The sequence below is a fragment of the Bartonella kosoyi genome (assembly GCF_003606325.2).
Taxonomy (GTDB): domain Bacteria; phylum Pseudomonadota; class Alphaproteobacteria; order Rhizobiales; family Rhizobiaceae; genus Bartonella; species Bartonella kosoyi.
Map to the genome: position 1 here is coordinate 216,158 of NZ_CP031843.2, position 16,577 is coordinate 232,734.

A 16,577-nucleotide genomic window follows, 5' to 3' on the forward strand; every position below is an offset into this window, starting at 1 on the left:
TCAGATTTAAAAGCAGCATGTTTGAGAAAAATATTAAGAAGATACAGTACTTTATAATCTGTCTCAGCTTTTATATACTAAATTGGAACGGAGAAATTACGTATCTCGGTTTGTGTAATCTCTAAAACGATAGACAATCTCATTTAGGGAAAACATGAAGTTTTAAAGCTATAAATCTGTTCCCATCCATCATTTTTTAATTTAGCTTTACGGATTTCAAAAGAATTTAGAGCAATATTTTTTAAAATAATGGAGATTTTTGATCGCCTCACGCTTTTGTTTATCAGGTTTTTTTTAAGAGAGTCACAACTTTCACATAAAACAAAGCGCCCCAAACAAAATACACTGCATCGCATATTCATCGGCGTGTTTTAAAGGGTCATCTCTCAAAGCACTCCAGTCCATTTTGTGTCAGTGCTCGTGAATGATATAATGGTAAATCCACTGAACACTATCATCTTTTATACTCATGAAAAAGTAAGCCGGCACCATCACATATTTTTCCAACCCCTAATATGCGATACCTTTAAACCATTGAGACAGTTCATAAGAGGCATTTTTAGCCCTTCCTTAAGCAAGTGATCCGCATGGCTTTGCCATTCACAACATACAAGGAAGAAGGATTTTGTTTGATTCAATATGAACAAGATTAAAATAAGAAAGCCTTACAATCTTCAAGACTCTCATTCAACATATAAAACAGTGAACACTTTTTATAAAACAATACCTAGCCATACAGACGCTCTTACTCATTTCTTCTCAAATCTAAAGTGGAGCAAGACGACCAAGATCTAAAAATCCCAATTTGACCCAGCCATGGCTAATAGTTAAGGGAAGAATGGGAGAGCCATCTGTATTTTTAGGCAGTGTACTCAAAATAAAAAGTAACGCTTGAAAATTATCCGTTTCTTCAGGAAACAAATGTTGCAAAGCCTCAAGAAATTTCACGTGCTGTATACAAACAATTTCGAATGTTGCTGACAAATATCCTTCATCATCAAAAGAAAAAGGTCCACTAATATGCACCCCACCACCTGTATGAAAAGCCAATTTAGCATGTTTTAAAATGCCACTTTTTCCATAGAGATGCTGTCTCCAATTTCCTCCTCTTTTTTCAGATAGAAGAGAAACATCATTTAAAATCCATTTCAAATTGCCATCAATTTTTGGAACATCAACAAAAGAAGATATAAAAATTGGAGAAACATCAAAACCATCAAAAATAATATTTCCTGAGAAATGCTTCTTTTCATGTTTAAGATCAAGACGCAAAAATTCTGCCGTTATTTTTTGAGAGACATCTTTTGGCTCTAACTTCTGAACAGCAACATCAGGAGTATCTTGCAAAGATGTCTGATCTTCAACACTTTGTTGTGTTGTCTTTTTATCTGCCGTTTGTGATCCCACTGCTTCTTGAAGCTTTTGATCCTCAAACGAAGAGGAGAGAGGAGAAAATTCAAGCCCTTCAGCGATAAACTTCAATGTCTGACCTGTTTTCCAATAAGGCTCTGTTTCAATCACCAAATTGCGCCAACGAGATACTATGGAAGTTTTATCAGAAAACATGATTGATGCAGGAGAATCAATATTAAACTCGACTACATGCGGCGCATAAATTGGTGCACCAGCTGTCAAACGCCCCGTCGATAAAGAAACTCCATATAAAGGCCAAGAAAATTGAAACTTGTCACACACAACACCAATCCGTAAAGGATAACCGTTCTTGCGCACATTCTCACACACCGCCACCCTATTACCAGAAGACGCTTTTGCGGATATATCAGAAACATAGTTTTCTATTTTACGTGAAAAAAAAACCAGAAAGCGCTATAAATGAGGACCAGAGCAAGACAAAACAGCCCACATAATAAATAGCGCAAAGAAAAACTTTTTTGTGATGATGGTATTTGAGAGGACGTAGACAACTTTAAAACTTTCTTTATCTTTTGATTTTCACCCCACCCTAAAAAGGATAAAGATTCTTAACATTCACCAATCTATAAACAATCCAGCTTCTTAATCTATCGGATTTTATCTACTGGCCACGTTATGGAGGACATAATTCACCGTCCTAAAGTACAGCATCCCACACGCTCAAGAAGCAAGACTGTCTTAAGAAAACCCTTCACACTTTCTAACAAAAAATACCTTATATGTAAAGTTTTACATGCGCTGTCTATCTTCAACTTTAAACAACATTATTTTACAGTACAACAAGAATGACAATGACAAATTGATTTACAGTAGTAACTTACTGTTTTGCATATTGAATTGAGAGTCCCAAATATCGTAAGATTCTCTCATTTCAAACCTACTCTCTAGGTTGAATTAATCAAAACCATTTTCTTACACGTCAAAAGCGAAGCTGACGTAGAGGTAAAAACGGTACAAGAAAGGACAAAAAGCCTTTTCATGAATCGTCGAGAAAAGCCAAAGGATGTCGCAATATTGGGGGCGGGACAAAGTTGTGATAGCTACCGACTGCCCCCCCTTCACAAGCATAAAAATGACGATGTTCTATGTATTTTATATTATTCTATGGAGGCTTTATCATTATACTATTCACGGTCGGCGCCGTGAAATGTGCTTGGGTGCGCTTTGAGAGATGTCTCTTTAAAACACGCCCGTAATGATACAACCAAATAGCCTTCTATTTTACGTGAAGGTCGTGAGCCCATTAAGAACCAGTACATACTCATACCAGTGCGGGCGGTGTACAAAAGATCTGCCGTAATGCACCTTCAAACCATTGGCTTAAAGCTCGATCATAGATTAAACGCCCTTTTAAATGTGCACAAGCAGGTTGAGCACCTTTTTCGGTCAATTTATGTGCCGAACGCACCAACAAACGCCGCATCATAGCGCGTGTAAATTCAGCATGAAATTGCAAACCCCATGCATTTTTTCCATAACGGAAAGCTTGTGTAGGATATGTATTCCCTGTTGCCAAAAGCATCGCCTCTTTTGGTAAATCATAAATACCTTCATCATGAAAATGATAGACCATTTCTGGCCAATTCATCAATTCCTTTCCTTGTTGGGTCACTTCGAGTGGATACCAGCCCACTTCAACAGTCCCATCACTTCTTGTACCAACGCGTGCTCCTAAATTTCGCGCTAACATTTGTGCTCCCAGACAAATACCCAAAAAAGGCTTATTTTCCTTTAGCGATAAAGAAATCCAATCAATTTCCTCACCAATATAAGCTTCGCTGTCATTCACACTCATCGGTCCCCCTAAAATAACAACACCAGCATAATGCTCTAATGTATCAGGGAGTTTTTGCCCAAAAATAGGACGATAAACATCAAGAACAAAACCATTTTGTTGTAAAAATTTTCCCAAACGACCAGTATAAGGAGACCGCCGATGAATAACCACAGCAATCCTTGGTTTGCTATTTTTTTGCTTTTTATCAAGACATCTCTGATTTAAAAACATTTTTTAATCAATCACCGCTGTAACAAAGCAAAACTTCGTTTTTTTGATTATATCAAGCATAAGAGAATAATTTTATCGGACAAGATTAACAATAAGTTTTTTTCTTCTACATTCATTGTTTCTTCTGAGAAAACACTCAAATTATCCTATTGACACAATTTAAAATAAACGAAATTTTTTCCTTGATAAAGACGTTCCTTCTTCTTCTGTTTTAACCCCTGGATCATCAACGTTTAAATGAATTTGGCTGAATGTTTTTGCATCTTGTTCTTTTATATCTTGTTTCTCCACCTGCATATTATGCAAAAAAGAATCGTCTATAGGCGTTAATTTTTCAAGTTTCTTATCCTCAACACCCTCACTTTCTTCCACAACGTTCTCTTTATCTTGTTTTTTTGGCACAATATTGACTGCCTCTAATGTAAGAGAAGGTACACGAGGAGGCGCTTTCCATTCAAAGCAACCCAACCGTCCACTGATTGGAGAAACAGCTGACCAAGAAGAAAAAATAGATCCCTCACACATCCATACAGGATCACGTTCAGCACGAAGGGCTAGGGAAAGCCATTGACGCACAGCCCCTTGATTGTTTCCCTGTGCTTCTTCAATATCTGCCAATAATAAATAAACACTTTCCCGTGGATGATACTGCAATGCTTTTTGTGCCTGCTCTCTTGCTAATGTTGTTTCACCAGCATCCAAAGCAGCTTTGGCAATAAGGAAAGCCGACTCAAATGCATCTTTATTATAGGAAGCAAGTATCTTAGCCCTTTTTAACCGTCCAACAGCTCCTTCTTCTTTTTCAAGATAAAGGATTCCCAAATCAGGATGAGGCTCTTTCTGCCAAGCCGCTATAATCATTTTATCCGCTTTACGCGCTTCATTTAATTTATAAAGAATATCAGCCGCTATAATTGTTATTGGAACAAAATCAGGCGCCAATTTATGAGCTTTCAAAATAGCTTCACGTGCTTGTACTGGATGTGTATCAAACAGATGAAGAGCCTGTCCACTTAACAGTAAAACCTGTATATGCTGTCGCTCTGGAGTCACGCGCGCAGAACGCGGGAGAGCTTTTTGTGCTCTTTCAAAAACAGTAAGTGCCCGATCCCATTTACCCTCAGCACCCAACCGATCAAGCACCGTCTGATGCGCCCACAAAAGTGCCGGCGATAAAGCCAATGCCTCTTCTGCATATTGTTGTGCTGCCTCATAAGCTTTACTCTTCATCGCTTCACGAAACAAACCGTAAAGTCCAACTATTTTTGTTGGATCTTCCTTTCTCATTTCCTCAAAAAGACTGATAGCGCGAACAGAGTTATTTTGTAAAGAAAAGGTTTGCGCTTGTAAAAGCCTTACCAATGGATCTTGTTTTCCTACAAGATATTTAGCAACCTGTGCTTCCATTTTTTGCGCAACCATACCATCACCAGCAAAAGCTGCAAGAATTCCCTTCGAGAGAGCTTCATAACCGCGCTTTTGATGGCGTTTATAAAAATAATTGGAAAGCGCACTCGGTATGGAAAAAAAGAAAGAGAATAACCACCACAAAAGCACTAGTGTTACAAAGAACAAAGTCAGCACACTTAACACTGTAAGCAATGAAGCAGAAAATCTGAAATTCAAAAATGTAAGGACAAAAACACCATTGTGATTAGCAACCCACCCAAAAGCTAACCCAAGAACACAAACAACAAAAATATAAATAAAAACACGTATCATCTGGAGCCTATTTACATCTTTGTTGGCTTAAAAGATCCTTGTTGCACAGACAACAACAATTGCTGCAGCAATTGGTGAACAGCAATATGTCTTTCAAGCTGCTGAACAAAATCCTTTGAAACATCTTTTGCATTTTGAGGTAATGTCTGCCATTCGCTCAAAGCCTTTTCGTAATCACCCGCTTGAATGGCAACTTCCATGCGTGCTGTAATAGCCCCTAGCGTCATCCCCTCAACATTTCCAATTGGTCGCGAAACAACGAGCCCTTTTATCCATGCTAAAATTCGGTCAAAAAAACCAGCATCTGGCGCAGCAATATTTTGCGTACCAACAATTGCATCGGCAACATGAGAAAAATCAACTGAAAGTTGTGCTGAACTTGGAAGACCTACAGTAGCTGTCTTTTGCAACACATCAAGTCCATCAATCGAGGGCGATAACTGCTGTAACAGCTTTAATTCATTGTTATAAGATCCACCCCGCTCTACAGCATTTTTTAACGAACTGATCGCTGTAAAAAGTGCCGTATTTATTTCTTTTTTTTCACTATTTTTAACAATAATTTCTTCCTGGAATGCTTCCAACTGTTTTTTTAACGAAGCAAGATCATTTGCATTGCTCAGCCCGACGGACAAAGCCGTTTCTATCTCTTTTGACTCGCCAACAAGTGTTTGTACAGCCTCTTCAAGAGCTTTTACTTTTTCTTCTAAAATCGCAAAAGCTTTTCTGCTTTCTTCTTGCGATAGTTCATCATTTTTCATTGTTTTAAACTGTTGTGATGAAAAAGAAGAAAACTCTGTTTTTAATGCATCGATTTCTTGAAACACTCGCTCCAATTGTTCTCTTGTTTCTTCACTTGTGTCTTTTGCAGCTTCAGCGACCTGCAAAACCTTTTCTCCACCAACAGAATTTTCTACAAAAGGAGAAGAAAACAAACCCACCCATTGAAGCCCCACAAAAATTCCCAAAGCAATGAGTCCCCCTAAAATCCCTGAAAGGGGCAACAAAAGCCAAGTTGTACGAGAAGTATTTTTATCCTGATTTTGCATATTCTGTTTTTCTTGGATATGAGATTCTACAGAATTTTGTATTTTTTCCTCTGAATCATGGGAAACAGCTTCATGTTCAATGGCGGGCTTCTTACGGCGCGTACCAGCATAATGTGATTTAACTTTTGGTTTTGAAGAATCGACCATTTTTGTCACTTTTTGTGCACACTCTTTTTAATGATAAAAGAGTTTTAATGATAAAATAATAAAATGAAAAAAGTTTTAAAAATGCAGCTTTTCTCAAATATCTTTGTTTGCTTTACACTCTTTTCATAAAGAGTATAGCTTTATAGAAATTTTCTAAATCGTATTTTTTTCAAGAATATTTACAATGATAAACTTTAATAGACAAGTTTTTAAAAACACATCTGAATTTTATACTAAAAATATAGCTTCAGTTTTTAATCAACAATGTCATAAAATTTAAAGAAAGTACCAAAATTCATTCTCTCGTAGAAAAATCAATTCTTAAAGAGAAATACTTTGCATCTTTTTCTGTTCATGATACGCACGTGGAAAAGAAACTTCAAAATAAGGTTTTGTTTAAAATGCGTCTGTTGGGCATAGAAACAAGTTGTGATGAAACGGCAGCGGCTGTCATTGAATACAACAGTGAATCAAACAGCCGAATTCTTTCCAATATTGTTTGGAGCCAAATTGATCATCACGCACCTTACGGCGGTGTTGTTCCTGAAATTGCCGCTCGTGCCCATGTTGAAATTCTTGATCATTTAATTCTTCAAGCCCTCACAGAAGCAAACATAAAATTAAAAGATATTGATGGCATTGCAGCCACCAGCGGACCTGGTTTGATCGGGGGACTATTGGTAGGCGTTATGAGCGCAAAAGCACTCTCTCTTGCCACTGGAAAACCATTTATTGCTGTCAATCACTTAGAGGGACATGCTTTAACAGCTGTATTAACGAACAATGTCAAATTTCCTTATTTATTACTTTTAGTTTCAGGGGGGCATACACAAACAATCCTTGTTCACGGAATAGGCAACTATCAACGTTTAGGAACTACCATTGATGATGCATTAGGAGAAGCCTTTGATAAAACTGCCAAACTTTTAGGTCTTCCTTATCCTGGTGGACCAGCACTTGAAAAAGCAGCTTTATTAGGTGATAAAAATCGCTTCCCTCTTCCACGACCTTTAAAAGGTGAAAAACGGTTAGATTTTTCTTTTTCAGGCCTTAAAACGGCTGTGCGACAAGCCGCAACAGCCATAGCTCCTCTTACAGAAAATGATGTTGCTGACATTGCAGCAAGTTTTCAAGCTGCCGTGACCGATACAGTGCGTGATCGTGTTCATTTGGCTCTACAACACTTTACCCACCAATATCCTCTCTATCCTGATCATGGAAAGCACTCTCCTTCTTTAGTTGTTGCGGGCGGCGTTGCTGCAAACCAAGCACTCCGCTCTACATTACAGGAACTTGCTCATCAACATGGTTTTGAATTTATAGCGCCTCCTCTTTCCTTGTGTACCGATAATGCAGCAATGATTGCTTTTGCTGGTGCCCAAAAGCTCGCACGTGGAGAAACAAGCTCGCTTGATATCGCCCCTCGCTCACGCTGGCCCTTAGATGAAAAAGCCATGCCCTTAATCGGGACGGGACGCCGTGGAACAAAAGCATAAGACAATTAATTTCCCTCACCTTTCAAAGAATGAAGATTTTCACTCAATCCGGTCTGTAATCTAGATCGTTATTGAATTAATTTTCCACCTGCAAACGATTTTATTTGCTTCTCATTTCACACCATTCACTTAACAAAAAGCGCAATACGCAAACTTAAATTTTCACCACATATTCTAAAAATACTTCATTTTTTAAAGAAACTTGCCTTATATCACCCCCTTCAAATGACAACATTTTACAGCACCATAAGACGCCCCCTACCACACCAAAGCATAGCCATCCTTTGATATCTTTACCGTTGATTATCTATTTGTTTCATGACTATTGTAGTAACTTTTTAGAACTAATTTTCTTACTAAATTTTTTCCGATGTAAGACGCCTCTAATGAGTGGATTTCAAACCATATCTGAAAAGATACCCAAGCCTCCACATGGCTGAGCAATTTTAAGTCTATTTTTTATGATACATTTTTCTGCTAAAAGATAAGCAAAATACAACTTAATTGGAGCGTACCCCTGCAAATTATTTTGAAACAAAAAACAAATAACTCCCGCTCTTTACGCCATTTTAAAAATCATCATTGATGGTGTTACAAAAATGCTTATAAAAAAATAGATATGATGAATGAACAGTCTATGAAAAGGTGAATACATGGCTTATTGGCTTTTTAAATCTGAACCTCATAAATGGTCATGGGAGATGCAAAAGAAAAAAGGAGCGGGTGGCGAACAATGGGATGGTGTCCGCAATTATCAAGCCCGTAATAATATGCGCGCCATGAAATATGGTGATAAAGGTTTTTTTTATCACTCAAATAAGGGTTTAGAAATTGTAGGCATTGTCGAAATATGTGCTGAAGCACACCCTGATTCTACAAGCTCTGATCCACGCTGGGAGTGTGTGGATATCCGTGCACTTTGTGACATGCCAACACCTGTTTCACTAAAACAAATTAAAGCCAATCCCAAACTAGCCAATATGGTGCTGGTCAATACCAGCCGCTTATCAGTACAACCCGTAACAGAAAATGAATGGAAAGAAGTATGTTTGATGGGCAACCTTAAAAAGGAGATGCTTTGATCTTAAAACAATGGTCTTTTATTCATCTAATCATATAAAAAAGTGCTTTATAGCGCGGAAGAACAAGCTCAATGCATCCCTTAGCGTATTCTCATGCTAATATATTTTTCCGTATTATTTTGTATTCTGCACTCTTTCTCAATACAGCCCCCCAGATTGCACAAACACTTTCTTCATGATGCATCTTTTCAGAATACTCAACAATTATAGTGGACAACACCACGAGCACTAAACCGCTCCCTTCGCATACAAACGTGATGAAAAAACTAAACTAAAGGTAGATAAAAAAACATGCCTCTTATGAAGAATCTCAAATACCAAGGGTAGGCAACATTGGGAGTAAGCTCAAATATATAATGGCACCGGCTTATTGTTTTATGAGCGTAAAGATGGCGGCTCTCCATAGCAAAAACACACCCTAAAGTATAAAACAACGCTTCCAATCAATGTATAAATATTCTGCACACGAAAGATGCATCTTCTTTTTAGCAAGCAACCACAGAAATCATAAAAGGTTATTTTTTAGAGACTCTCTTTTTTAACTTTCCTCTTTTAATTTTTCTTGCATGAAAGCTCATTTTTCATGAAACTACTCTTTATCAATCAATGCCTTAACATGCCTATAAGGAAAAAAATGAACAACTATACTCTTTTAATCATTGAAGATGATGATCTACGTCCCATTTTGGTAGAACAATTGCAAATGCATCAAGAGTTTGAAATTTTTCAAGCAAAAACAGCTGAAGGGGGAATGAAAATAATCCAAGAAGAAAATATTGATCTTGCTATTTTGGGACTTGAACTTCCTGATCTTGATGGTCGAAAAGCCGTTAAACAATTACGCAGCCAAGGATTTCGTGCTCCCATTATCATGATAACGAATAATGATACAGACTGCGATACCATTTTAGATCTTGAAACAGGCGCCAATGATTATGTGACAAAACCCTTTCGCTTTGCGGTGTTATTAGCGCGAATTCGAGCACAGTTGCGCCAATATGAACAAAATGAAGACACAACCATCCATATTGGCCCCTATACTTTTAAACCAAGACAAAAGCTCCTTCTTGATCCATGCAACAATAAAATCTATCTCACAGAAAAAGAAGCTGCGATTCTCAAATTCCTCTATTATGCTAATGATAAAATTGTCAGCCGTGAAACATTGTTAGAACAAATCTGGGGTTATAATGAAAACGTTGTCACCCATACTTTAGAAACCCATATCTATCGTTTACGACAAAAAATCGAAAATGATCCCTCCAATGCACAAATTCTTATGACCGATCAAAATGGGTATCGTTTAAACCTCTAATTTGATATGAAACGTTTCAAAAATAATTTTAATATTTTCAATCTTTCCTTGCATTAAAACAAAAACGAGACGAAAAAGACGCTTACATGCAATTTGGGTGGTCCCGTATAGAACTTTCCTTATCAGCACTCTTATGACAAAATACAGCAGCCCCCATTATGAAAATATTCTAACATAAAACCCGCAACAGAACTGTTTTTTACGATATACTTGGCAACTTCTGCTGCATATGTTTGTGCTCTCTTTAAAATTTTAAATATATTTTGCATACAAACAATTGTAATATCCTTTAGCAATATTCTTTATCATAACCATCTTCTTTAGCACATTGATATTGATGATTATTTTTTTAAATACGCCGCTTCACGCATTGCTTTACCTCACATTTACTCGCCTAAATTGAGAGGTATTTTTATATTTTTCCTCCCTCCTTTACTTATCTCCTCTTAAGAGACAGGATAATGAATTATATAATATGTTTACCTTAACGATAAAAGAAAGCCATTGAACGCCCCCACCTTTATGCTTAATATATGCTTAACAAAAGAGTGAGCTAGCACCATCACGCACTTAGGCCTGCTCTAAAATGTTGCAATAACTCTACAGCCCCTGAAACAGTCCATAAGAAGCATGTTCTTTCTTATTTAATTTTTATCCACACAAGTTCTCCCTGCTTGTGACGTACAAGCAAATGATTTTGTTTGATTCAATATAAGAGGATCTTACGATATTCAGGAAGCTAATTCAAGTTGAACAATAAAAATTATCATTACAAATCAATATATTATATCTTATACAACCAAACCCCATTAAAAAACATGGCGTATTTTCACAAATAACCTTCCCATAAGTGAAAAATTATTTAATATTATAAACAAAACTTTTATCTTATCCAAAGTGCCTTAAAGTTCTATACACCGTAGAGATAAGGCAGCTATTTTTATAAAACCTTTTGATTTTTTATTATAAGGCGATAGAAAGCCATTGAAAGAATATTCTTTCCTTTAAAGAAGCATTTCATCTTTCTGCAAAATCTATTTCACGGTATTGATTCATAAACCATAATGCAAAAATCCCATCGGGCACCAACCATTTTTACACTTACGAAGAGCCCAGCATTTTTCTCACCTAGAATATTTGCTACAATTCATTAAAGATGATTCGCTATATTGACACTTAAGATTTTATATTCACTTGCTAGTTCCACGTATAATGTGCAAACAAATATTTTTTGATTGTAAATACGAAAGTTTGAAAGAAGCCTCATATATTTGTGGTTCTTACGCCAATGGCAAAATGATTAATGATCTTTATAAATTAAAATATTTCTTGTCTGTGGGGATAAAGCAGGAATAAAAACACGTCGCGACTGACGAGGTTTTACGAGTAATCCTTGATAGATACGTTTTTGCGCCTGACACATTAGGAGGCCACCAAAATAGGGAAAAAGATGGCGTGCAAAGGGTTCATAAAAAAATGAGAACAACCGCGAAACATAACCTGTAGAAGGCATATAATGAACAATTTCTTGTATTGCCCCAGAAACAAAATTTGTTTTTTCAAACAAACGCGTAATCTGTTGCCGAGTATAAGGTTCACCGTAACCAAAGGGCGTGGACGTATTGCGCGCCCAAAAGCCAGAACGATTAGGAACAATGACAATCAAGTGACCATTGGGAGCTAAAACACGCCATATTTCATTAAACGTCTCAAATGAATTCTCTGTATATTCTAAGGCATGGACCAATAAAATACAATCAACCGATGCATCAGAAAGCGGTAAATCTTCTTCAAAAACAAGCGCTGTAGCAACTTGCTCAACACAAGGCCAAGATGAAGCACCTTGTCTTGCTGGCATAAAAGCAAAACATTGTTGAGTACGTTCACGCAATGCAGAAAGATAAGGAAGGGTATAGCCCAACCCCATAACGCGTTTATCCGCAAGATCTGGCCACCATAAATTCAATTGGTCACACAGTGTCTTTTGTACACGTAGTCCAAGTGCAGAAGCATAAAAATCTTTCAGTGTAACGATATCCAACTCAACATACCATGTAGAAATAAATTTCAAAATATTACAGTTTTTATCTACTCAACCTATATGGACTTCCACGCTTTCTCCGCAATAGAGAACATTTTAATATTTCACATTTTAAACTTAAATGATCCCCAAAAGCCGTACAATAGATGATTATTGCACACTATAAGCACTTTAATCATTTTCTTTTGAGATGAACTCCATAGAGGTTTCTCATACGTTGTTTCTGACATCAATTAAGAAAAAAGCAAACAATTTGTTAATTAAAATGAAGCAACCTTTCAAGATAGTTTTTATCTGCTTCTAGAATATGTTCCTTGCCCAAACGTTTGCGAATTTCATCCAAAATTTGCCGCATACGCATTTGATCACTTTCTTGTGGGAGTGCCTCACCTTTTTGTCCTTCGTCTGTTTTTGAAGAAAGTGGACGTCCTAACGGATCTTTGGGACCAGAATCAGCATTTTGATCATTTCCCGTTTCTTTGAGTATTTCACGCATTTTTTTCAAAACACTTTGGGCACCTTGCCGTAAAGATTCCAAAGCATCAGACTGATTTTGTATCGATGCTCGATGATTTCCATGATCAAGAGCATCTCCTGCAGAATTCATTTCTTCTTCTGCTTTTTTCAATGCATCACCTGTTTCAAATCCCTGTTCTGATAATTCTTTTTCTAACGTTGATAATTCAGACTGCAATTCAGTCTGACGTTTTTTTAAAGATTTTTTTTGTTTTTCCGGTACATTTTCCCCACGTTTTTGTCTCATCTCTAACTGATGTGTTTCATTGAGAATTTCTTGCTGACGACGCATTAAATCACCAAGTTTGTCCATCTTTTCTTTCATTTGTGCAGATTGATTGTTTTCTCCCTCATTATGATTACCTTTTTGCACATGCAAGTGGTCAAGCGTCTGTTCAATTTCTGCCAAGAGCTGTTCAGCGGCTAAAGAAGAGCCTGTTTTAGCCATTTCCTCAATGAGATTCAGCTTTTCTTGTAATGTATTTTCAGAAAGGTTAGGACTTTTTGAGCTTTTAGAATTTTTAGAAACTTGACCATCTGGTGCTTTTTCGGCCAAAGCTTGAATATACGCATCCATAGCTTGACGTAAATCTGCCATAAGCCGTTCAATTTCTGCCGCTGGAGCACCATATCGCAGTGCATCGCGTAAAGCAGCTTGTGCTTGTTTTAAATTTTTTTGCGCAGATTCAAGCTGATTGCCTTCAATCCCTAAAGCAATCTGCCATAAATAATCCACAACATCGCGCAAATCTTCTTCTGTTTGTGCCAAAGAAAGCCTTGTCCACGCACTTTGTAAAACGAGAAAATGCGCTGTATTTTGAAGCCCCTTTTCTGGACGCACCAGCAAAGCAGAAAGCATATCCAATACATGCTCTCTCGCAGAAGTATCAAGAGCAATTAAACGACGCAATTCACTGACCGCACGCGCAACAGGATTTGAGAAAACACGCTGCGGTAATGTCATAACAAAAGTTTTGCTATGCCCTTTCTGCCCTGCACCATCTTCTGCCACTAAAGTAATTTTGACTTGTGAACCCGCCCATGGATGCGCTGAGACATCGTGTACTGTCCGCATTTTACCCTTTCCACCCCGTGGAAGAAGAAGCTTTATTTCCGGTGCTTTGTAAAGAGAAGAAGCATTTTTATTCTGAAAGAGAGACTCTATTTTAACAAAAGCCTTTGTCACACCATAATCATCATCCAATTCATACCGTAGCTCTAACGACCCTGTTAAAATCCGCCCTGGTTTTTCCAGCCAATCAATTGTTGGAAAAGCGTCTTTAATCACCTGTAAATGCCACTGCTGTTTTTGACGGCGTGATGAGATAAACAAATCCATTGAATGCTCTAAATGGGTTTCAAAATGAACAATTGGCTCATTTAAAGCTGTTTGTTCCGTTTTCTCTGAAAACGAAACTTTCTGCCCATCTTCTACAGTTTTTGCTTTGACTGTAACACCAGCCCCATTAACAACACGTACAACCACATCACTCCCTTCAGGAATTTCCAGTTGTGTCTTTTCATCTTTTGTCAAATAAATCGGTGCCACACCGGTATAGGCAGGTGGTGTTACCCAAGCATCAATCCGCATGAATTTTTCATCAACAACAGGACGAAAATCAAAAGCATCAGCCAAACGTCCCCCACGTGAACCAAAAGAAAAACTAAAGGCACACACAAAAAGGAGAACACACAAAGCTCTCAAAGCCAAAGGATCATAAGCCGCACTATTCAGCGCGATAAATCCAGTTTTTAAATGAACTAATTGCTTCGCCATTCGGCGTTGATGTTCACGCCAAATAACAGCACTAAAATCTTTCTCATTTTCAAAACATACATGATCTGTCTGAATATTCAAAGGCTGGTGTTTAAGATCATTAACCCTTTCAAGACGATGATCCACGTCCCGCATTGTAGGAAACCGAAAACCAATAAGAAAAAATAAACTCGCTCCAGCACAAACAAGCAACACCCCAAGTAAGAGCCAATGGGACCAATAGCCTAAAACGCCAAAAATCCCCAACCAGCTAAGCGAACAAAAGAGACTAAGAACAAGGAGAAATGGCAACAACCGTATCCATACCCGTTCAAATGAAAGGATCCCCCACATCAAAATGCGTACACACAAAAGCTTTATTTCAAAGCTCTTGATGTTTTTATTTTTCATAAACAAGCATTTTTCCCCTTTTACCGTGATGTATTAAGATCATAAAACCCATACAAGACAATTTCCAGAAAATAAATTGTTTCATCAAAGTTTAGTAAAAATAAGACCAGAAACATTTAAGAATGTTCAACCCAATCAGGAATATGATCACATTCCATCAATTGCGCATAATCAAGACGCGGACGAATAACCGCATAACGCGTATCTTGGACGAGAACTTCAGGGATCAAAAGTCGACTATTATAAGTACTTGCCATCACAGCACCATAAGCCCCAGCTTGCGTAATTGCCAAAAGATCACCAGGTGCCAAAATCGGTAAACAACGATCTAATGCTAAATAATCACCAGTCTCACAAACGGAACCCACAATATCAGCACGAATAAGGGGGGCGTCTTTTGCTACTTTTTTCACAAGGACAACATTCTGCCAAGCATCATAAAGTGTTGGACGAATCAGATCATTCATCGCCGCATCTACAATAACAAAATTCCGCCCTTGTCCCTTTTTTAAATAGAGAACAGAGGTTACCAACACACCAGCTTGCCCCACGATGCTCCGTCCCGGCTCCACAACAATATCAATCCCTAAAGGAGCAATATGTTTCTTTACCAGCACGGCATAATCAAAAGGGGAAGGTAAAGTATGTTGTTCACAACCATAGGCAATACCAAGCCCGCCGCCAATATCTATATGCGTTATTGCACAACCATCGCTCCACAATTGACGCACACAATCTGCAATAAGAAGAAAAGCCTCTTCAAACGGCTTTAAATCACAAATTTGACTGCCAATATGCATATCGATACCGCAAACCTGCAATCCAGGTAAAGAGACAGCCTTTTTGTAAGCTTCTCTTGCCAATAACAATGGAATACCAAACTTATTTTCAGATTTTCCTGTTGTAATTTTCTTATGAGTCTTTGCATCAACATCTGGATTAATGCGCAATGAAACACGTGCTGTTTTTGATAACGCAACAGCACGTTGCGACAACTGTTCAAGCTCCGGTTCTGATTCAACATTAAAACAATAAATATTCTGAGAAAGAGCAAAATCTATTTCTCTCACGGTTTTACCAACACCAGAATAAACAATACGATGTGCCGGAATACCAACAGCAAGGGCGCGCCGTAATTCACCTTCTGATACCACATCAGCGCCCGCCCCATTTGCCGCTAAAAGCCGTAAAATTGCTTGATTAGAATTGGCTTTAACCGCATAAGCAATCAAACTGGGCATCCCTTGAAATGCCTTTTGATAGTCCTTAAAACGTGTGATCAATGCATTAGCCGAATAACAATAAAAAGGCGTCTCCACTTCCTGTGCAAGAATAGCAAGTGAACACCCTTCAGCATGAAGCATACCTTGATGGTAGGGAAAAAAATCCACACTTTCCTCCTACTTTATCAAACGATCAAGAATAAAAGGTTGATCATCTTCACTTTTAGCAGCAGATGTTCCCTGTATAGACTTTTCCACACTTGTAAGAGGAGGTGCCTCCAATGACCCTTTACGCCCGCAGCCAACGACACCTACCCCCCCCAAAAGGACAATCATCAACCCTTTTATTATAATTTTCATCTGTCCTCTTTCTTCAT

At 37.9% G+C, this 16,577-nt stretch carries 11 protein-coding genes; 3 read left to right on the forward strand and 8 right to left on the reverse strand.

Annotated features, from left to right (window positions below; translation table 11 throughout):
• Nucleotides 1-765: 765 nt before the first annotated feature.
• The 4 genes from D1093_RS01030 to D1093_RS01050 all read right to left on the reverse strand — a co-directional run bounded on the left by D1093_RS01030 (nt 766) and on the right by D1093_RS01050 (nt 6,360).
• Entirely contained in the window at nt 766-1,743 is a 978-nt protein-coding gene (locus D1093_RS01030) for a DUF2125 domain-containing protein (RefSeq protein ID WP_244614010.1), read from the reverse strand.
• A 952-nt stretch (nt 1,744-2,695) separates the two neighbouring features.
• Nucleotides 2,696-3,442 (reverse strand): glutamine amidotransferase, encoded by a 747-nt coding sequence (locus D1093_RS01040; protein WP_120100056.1) that lies wholly within the window; start codon nt 3,440-3,442, stop codon nt 2,696-2,698.
• A gap of 159 nt (nt 3,443-3,601) precedes the next feature.
• Complete coding sequence (locus D1093_RS01045; RefSeq protein WP_120100058.1) at nt 3,602-5,164, reverse strand: heme biosynthesis protein HemY; 1,563 nt, start codon at nt 5,162-5,164, stop codon at nt 3,602-3,604.
• Nucleotides 5,165-5,175: 11 nt separating this feature from the next.
• Nucleotides 5,176-6,360 (reverse strand): COG4223 family protein, encoded by a 1,185-nt coding sequence (locus D1093_RS01050; protein WP_120100060.1) that lies wholly within the window; start codon nt 6,358-6,360, stop codon nt 5,176-5,178.
• 401 nt (nt 6,361-6,761) lie between these two features.
• Between D1093_RS01050 and tsaD the strand changes: the two genes are divergently transcribed.
• From tsaD to D1093_RS01065, 3 genes are all read left to right on the forward strand, one after another.
• On the forward strand, nt 6,762-7,856 hold the full coding sequence (gene tsaD, locus D1093_RS01055) for a tRNA (adenosine(37)-N6)-threonylcarbamoyltransferase complex transferase subunit TsaD (protein WP_120100061.1): 1,095 nt from the start codon (nt 6,762-6,764) through the stop codon (nt 7,854-7,856).
• Nucleotides 7,857-8,509: 653 nt separating this feature from the next.
• Nucleotides 8,510-8,938 carry an EVE domain-containing protein gene (locus D1093_RS01060; protein WP_120100063.1) on the forward strand — a complete coding sequence of 143 codons (429 nt, stop codon included), beginning with the start codon at nt 8,510-8,512 and terminating at the stop codon, nt 8,936-8,938.
• A 634-nt stretch (nt 8,939-9,572) separates the two neighbouring features.
• Nucleotides 9,573-10,253 (forward strand): response regulator transcription factor, encoded by a 681-nt coding sequence (locus D1093_RS01065; RefSeq protein ID WP_120100065.1) that lies wholly within the window; start codon nt 9,573-9,575, stop codon nt 10,251-10,253.
• A gap of 1,300 nt (nt 10,254-11,553) precedes the next feature.
• Here D1093_RS01065 and D1093_RS01070 read toward each other — a convergent pair.
• The 4 genes from D1093_RS01070 to D1093_RS01085 form a co-directional block, all read right to left on the reverse strand.
• Nucleotides 11,554-12,324, reverse strand: coding sequence for a class I SAM-dependent methyltransferase (locus D1093_RS01070; RefSeq protein ID WP_120100066.1), 771 nt, complete (start codon nt 12,322-12,324; stop codon nt 11,554-11,556).
• A gap of 226 nt (nt 12,325-12,550) precedes the next feature.
• Nucleotides 12,551-14,977 carry a TIGR02302 family protein gene (locus D1093_RS01075; protein WP_120100067.1) on the reverse strand — a complete coding sequence of 809 codons (2,427 nt, stop codon included), beginning with the start codon at nt 14,975-14,977 and terminating at the stop codon, nt 12,551-12,553.
• Between the two features lie 116 nt (nt 14,978-15,093).
• Nucleotides 15,094-16,368 carry a diaminopimelate decarboxylase gene (gene lysA / locus D1093_RS01080; RefSeq protein ID WP_120100068.1) on the reverse strand — a complete coding sequence of 425 codons (1,275 nt, stop codon included), beginning with the start codon at nt 16,366-16,368 and terminating at the stop codon, nt 15,094-15,096.
• Between the two features lie 9 nt (nt 16,369-16,377).
• Nucleotides 16,378-16,560, reverse strand: a complete 183-nt coding sequence (locus D1093_RS01085; RefSeq protein WP_120100070.1) for a hypothetical protein — start codon at nt 16,558-16,560, stop codon at nt 16,378-16,380.
• Nucleotides 16,561-16,577: the final 17 nt, after the last annotated feature.

Excerpts from the sequence above, each read along its gene's own strand:
- D1093_RS01040 (WP_120100056.1), bottom strand. The coding sequence starts at position 3,442 with ATGTTTTTAAATCAGAGATGTCTTGATAAAAAGCAAAAAAATAGCAAA.
- D1093_RS01045 (WP_120100058.1), bottom strand. The coding sequence starts at position 5,164 with ATGATACGTGTTTTTATTTATATTTTTGTTGTTTGTGTTCTTGGGTTA.
- D1093_RS01050 (WP_120100060.1), bottom strand. The coding sequence starts at position 6,360 with ATGGTCGATTCTTCAAAACCAAAAGTTAAATCACATTATGCTGGTACG.
- tsaD (WP_120100061.1), top strand. The coding sequence starts at position 6,762 with ATGCGTCTGTTGGGCATAGAAACAAGTTGTGATGAAACGGCAGCGGCT.
- D1093_RS01060 (WP_120100063.1), top strand. The coding sequence starts at position 8,510 with ATGGCTTATTGGCTTTTTAAATCTGAACCTCATAAATGGTCATGGGAG.
- D1093_RS01065 (WP_120100065.1), top strand. The coding sequence starts at position 9,573 with ATGAACAACTATACTCTTTTAATCATTGAAGATGATGATCTACGTCCC.
- D1093_RS01075 (WP_120100067.1), bottom strand. The coding sequence starts at position 14,977 with ATGAAAAATAAAAACATCAAGAGCTTTGAAATAAAGCTTTTGTGTGTA.
- D1093_RS01085 (WP_120100070.1), bottom strand. The coding sequence starts at position 16,560 with ATGAAAATTATAATAAAAGGGTTGATGATTGTCCTTTTGGGGGGGGTA.